Below are 4,287 nucleotides of genomic sequence, written 5' to 3' on the forward strand. Positions count from 1 at the left end.
GCGGGCGGGGACGGCGGCTGGACCTGGCGGCTCGTCTTCGGCGGCGCGGGCAGCGGGCTCCCGGCCCGCTCCCACAGCGGGCGCAACGGCCGCGGATCCCGCTTCACCAGACGGCAGAGTTCGAGCACCGCGGGCCAGGGCGGCACCGACTGGCCGCTGAGATACCGCGAAAGGGACGACGAGCTGAGCCCGGTGTCCCTGGCGAGCGCCCGCACGCCGAGCCCGGACAACTCCTGGAGCAGCCGGAGCCGGGCCGCCAGCTCGTCCTGCGGGTCCGTCTGCTGTTTCACGACCACCGTGCACTCCCTGCCTGTCCCGTCGGAGAAGAACATTATCCCGGCGTATCGCCGCTGCTCCCAGACGTCGCGGGTGTCCCACGGTGTCCCACGGCCATCGCCCGGGACGGGGCGTCCAGGCTGAAATGAGGTCATGCCCCGAGGGACGGGGCAGCCGAACGGAAGAAGAGAGAAAACAATGCAGTCTCGTATGCAGAACCCGGCCGTCGTCCTTTCCGGCGCGATGCAGCCCATCCAGGAGATCTTCAAGGCGGTGCACTCCGGCGGCGTCGAGGGGCAGACGCTGGAGCTGGTGCACCTGCGCGTCAGCCAGATCAACGGCTGCAGCGCCTGCGTCGACGGCGGCGCCAAGACCGCCCGCAAGGCCGGGGTCAGCGACGAACAGCTCGCCACGATCGTCGCCTGGCGCGAAGCGCCGTACTTCTCCGACGAGGAGCGCGCGGCACTCGAACTGGCCGAGGCCGCCACGCGCCTCGCCGACCGGCCCGACGCCGTCAACGACGAGATCTGGGACAGGGCCGCCACCTACTTCGACGAGAAGCAGCTCGCCGCGATCGTCCTGATGATCGGCGTCACCAACATGTTCAACCGGCTCAACGCGACGACCCGGCAGATCGCCGGCGCCTGGGGTTAAGGAGAAACCGAGATGACCGAGATCGCCGCCCTCCTCCACCGCGCCACCGCCTGACCCCCGCGCCCGCCCTCGCCCGGCCCACCCGCCGGTGCCGAGGGCGGCGGCCGTTCACCCCGCACCGACGGCGGCCGGGGAGTCGGCACGACGGGGAGACGGGTGGGGGATATGCTCGGTGATCGGTGTGCCGGGTGAGGCTCGGGCGCGGTCCCTGGTGGGGAGGGATGTCATGCGCGGCGGTAACGGCCGCTGGTTCCGGGTGGTGCTGGGACGGTTCCAGCATCCGGCGCAGGTCGTCGTCGGCGGGTTCGGGCTGGCCGTCAGCGTCGGGACGGCGCTGCTGTCCCTGCCGATCGCCACCGAGGGTGAAGGCTCCCCGCGGTTTCTGGACGCGCTGTTCACCGCGACGTCGGCGGTGTGCGTCACCGGGCTGGTGACGGTCGACACCGGCACGCACTGGTCGGGTTTCGGCCAGTCGGTCATTCTGGCGCTGTTCCAGGTCGGCGGCCTCGGAATCATGACCCTGGCCACGCTGTTCGCGCTGATCCTGTCCGGGCGGATCGGGCTGAAGGCACGGCTCGCCGTCCAGGCCGAGACGAGGGCGCTGCGCGCAGTGGACGTCCGGCGGGTGGTGCGGAACGTCGTCCTGTTCAGCCTGGTGTCCGAGCTGATCGTCGCGCTGATCCTCACCGCCCGGTTCATGATCGGCTATGGCGAGCCGTTCGGGCGGGCCGCCTATCTGGGTGTCTTCCACTCGGTGTCGGCGTTCAACAACGCCGGGTTCGCGCTCTGGCACGACAGCCTGACCAGGTTCGCGGCCGACCCGTGGATCTGCCTGCCGATCGCGACCGCGGTGATCGTCGGCGGGCTGGGCTATCCGGTGGTGTTCGAACTGTTCCGCGCCTGGCACAAGCCGTCCACCTGGTCGGTCCTCACCCGGGTGACGCTCGCCGCGACCGGCGCCCTGCTGGTGCTGGGCACCGCAGTCCTCACCGCCGCCGAGTGGGACAACCCCCGCACCCTCGGTTCGCTGCACGGTTCGGGACGTGTGCTGGCCGGGTTCTTCGTCGCGGTGATGCCGCGCTCCGGCGGGTTCAACAGCATCGACATCGCCGGCATGTATCCCGAGAGCTGGCTGGTGACCGATCTGCTGATGTTCATCGGCGGCGGCAGCGCCGGGACGGCCGGCGGTATCAAGGTGACGACGTTCGGGCTGCTCGCGTTCGTGATCTGGGCGGAGCTGCGCGGCGAACCCAGCGTCAACATCGGCAGGCGGCGGCTGCCCGAGGCCGTCCAGCGGCAGGCGCTGACGGTCGCGCTGCTGGCCGTCGGGATCGTCGCGCTGGCCACCTGCGTCCTGCTGTCGATCAGCCCGCACCGTCTCGACATGGTGCTGTTCGAGGCGGTTTCGGCGTTCGCGACGGTCGGCATGTCCACCGGGATCACCGCGACCCTGCCGCCGCACGGCCAGGTCCTGCTGATCGTGTTGATGTTCGTCGGCAGGGTCGGCCCGCTGACCCTGGGGTCGGCGCTCGCGTTGCGGGACCGCACCCGCCGCTATGAACTACCGGAAGAGAGGTGCCTCGTTGGCTGACATCGGCAACCAACCGGTCGTCGTGATCGGGCTCGGCAGATTCGGCAGCTCGCTGGCGTTGGAGCTGGCCAGCCACGGCACCGAGGTCCTCGCCCTGGACAACCGGCCGAAGCTGGTGCAGAGCCTCGCCGGACGGCTCACCCATATCGCGGTCGCCGACTGCACCGACATCGAGGCGCTGCGCGAACTCGGCGTCCCGGAGTTCTACCGGGCGGTCGTCGGGATCGGCGGCGATCTGGAGGCCAGCATCCTGGTGACGTCACTGCTGGTCGAGCTGGAGATCGAGGACATCTGGGCGAAGGCCGTCAGCCGTCAGCACGCCCGGATCCTGGAACGGATCGGCGCCCACCACGTCGTCCTCCCCGAACACGACATGGGCGAGCGGATCGCCCATCTCGTCAGCGGCCGGATGCTCGACTACCTGGAGGTCGACAAGGACTTCGCGTTCGCGAAGACGCGTCCCAGCCGCGACATCGTCGGCGTCCCGCTCGGCGAGACCAACCTCCGCAACCGGCACGGCATCACCGTCGTGGCCGTCAAGAGCCAGGGCGAGGACTTCACCCACGCGACCTCCGACACCGTCCTGCAGTACAGCGACGTCATCGTCATCTCCGGCAAGATCGCCAAAGTGGAGCACTTCGCCACCCGCGACTGACCTCGGGCGTTTCGGGCTGGCATGGGCTACCTTGCGGTAACCTGGCGCGGCTGGTGGCCCGTTGACTCTGGAGTGGTTCATGTCGGAGATGCCGTTGCACCATCGGGTGCTGCGGAGGGCGGGGTACCTGCTGACCGCGCTGCTGGTGGCGGGCGCCGTCGCCGTGCTCGTGTGGCCTCTGGTGGGGGAGAAGGACGCCCCCGAGGACGGCGGGGCCGGGCGGCCGCAGGCACAGGGACCCACCCCGGAGGGCAAGGGGCCCAACCCGTTCGCGATGCTCGATCCGAACCTCAACACCAACGGGTCGAAGAGCACCGGGGTCTGCGGGGTCAAGTCGGCCTACTACGTCAAGGCCGGCGACGGGATCAAGGTGCGTGTGGTCTACACCGGGGTCGGGACGGTGCGGGCGACCGTGCTCACCGAGGGCGGGGAGCCGCAGATCCAGGCGTACACGACGGCCCAGGATCCGACGCCGCACGAGTTCGCGTTCGACGACGTGGTGAAGCAGGGCCTGAAGAAGGTCGGGCTGACCGTCATGAACTCGACGGGGATGACGCAGTGCGACGTCCCCGCCAAGTAGCGGGCTGACGGAAACGGAGAAGCCGCCCCCGGATCGCCGGGAGCGGCTTTCGTGCCGTCCGGGGAGCTAGTCGGGCATCTTGACGTCGTCGATGGTGACGTTCACCGCGGTGACCTTCATGCCGAGCATCAGCCCGACGATCCTGGCCACGTTGGTGCGCACCGTCTTCGCCACGTCCAGGACGACGCTGCCGTACTCCACGATCAGGCTGACGTCGAGCGAGATCTCGTTGTCGGTGACCCGGGCCAGGACCCCGCGGTCGACCCGCTCGCCCATCCCGATCCGCTGCCGGACCGCTTCGAGGGTCTCCGAAGCGGGGCCGTTCACCGAGCCGAGCCCCGCGACCCCGGCGACTTCCAGCGCCGCCAGTGCCGCGATCTTCTCGACGACCTCGTCCTCGATCTTGATCTGGCCCTTGACCTGCCCGTTCCGCCCGGTGGCCGGCGCGGTGTCGGCGGGGGCGGGCGCGGGTGCGGGCTTGTCCAGCCCGGAGTGCCGGCCGGGCTCCCCGGCGACCGGGATCGCGGGCGG

6 protein-coding genes are annotated in these 4,287 nt (G+C 70.1%); 4 read left to right on the plus strand and 2 right to left on the minus strand.

The features are described 5' to 3' along the window. A partial coding sequence (locus tag ACYVE7_RS30125; protein ID WP_460369444.1) for a helix-turn-helix domain-containing protein occupies positions 1–290 on the minus strand: 290 nt, incomplete at its 3' end. 184 nt (positions 291–474) lie between these two features. On the opposite strand from ACYVE7_RS30125, the gene ACYVE7_RS30130 reads away from it, so the two are divergent. From ACYVE7_RS30130 to ACYVE7_RS30145, 4 genes are all read left to right on the plus strand, one after another. After that, positions 475–930 carry a carboxymuconolactone decarboxylase family protein gene (locus ACYVE7_RS30130; protein WP_460369446.1) on the plus strand — a complete coding sequence of 152 codons (456 nt, stop codon included), beginning with the start codon at positions 475–477 and terminating at the stop codon, positions 928–930. 226 nt (positions 931–1,156) lie between these two features. Further along, the gene (locus ACYVE7_RS30135) at positions 1,157–2,521 is read left to right on the plus strand and encodes a TrkH family potassium uptake protein (protein ID WP_460369448.1); all 1,365 of its coding nucleotides are present in this window, start codon (positions 1,157–1,159) and stop codon (positions 2,519–2,521) included. Next, the gene (locus ACYVE7_RS30140; protein WP_460369450.1) at positions 2,514–3,176 is read left to right on the plus strand and encodes a potassium channel family protein; all 663 of its coding nucleotides are present in this window, start codon (positions 2,514–2,516) and stop codon (positions 3,174–3,176) included. Before ACYVE7_RS30135 ends, ACYVE7_RS30140 begins: the two co-directional genes overlap by 8 nt. 79 nt (positions 3,177–3,255) lie before the next feature. Further along, the gene (locus ACYVE7_RS30145; protein ID WP_460369452.1) at positions 3,256–3,756 is read left to right on the plus strand and encodes a hypothetical protein; all 501 of its coding nucleotides are present in this window, start codon (positions 3,256–3,258) and stop codon (positions 3,754–3,756) included. A 66-nt stretch (positions 3,757–3,822) separates the two neighbouring features. Here ACYVE7_RS30145 and ACYVE7_RS30150 read toward each other — a convergent pair. After that, positions 3,823–4,287: Asp23/Gls24 family envelope stress response protein (locus tag ACYVE7_RS30150; protein ID WP_460369454.1), on the minus strand; the 465-nt coding region annotated here is incomplete at its 5' end.

The organism is Actinocorallia lasiicapitis (assembly GCF_054778695.1).

Excerpts from the sequence above, each read along its gene's own strand:
- ACYVE7_RS30130 (WP_460369446.1), top strand. The coding sequence starts at position 475 with ATGCAGTCTCGTATGCAGAACCCGGCCGTCGTCCTTTCCGGCGCGATG.
- ACYVE7_RS30135 (WP_460369448.1), top strand. The coding sequence starts at position 1,157 with ATGCGCGGCGGTAACGGCCGCTGGTTCCGGGTGGTGCTGGGACGGTTC.
- ACYVE7_RS30145 (WP_460369452.1), top strand. The coding sequence starts at position 3,256 with ATGTCGGAGATGCCGTTGCACCATCGGGTGCTGCGGAGGGCGGGGTAC.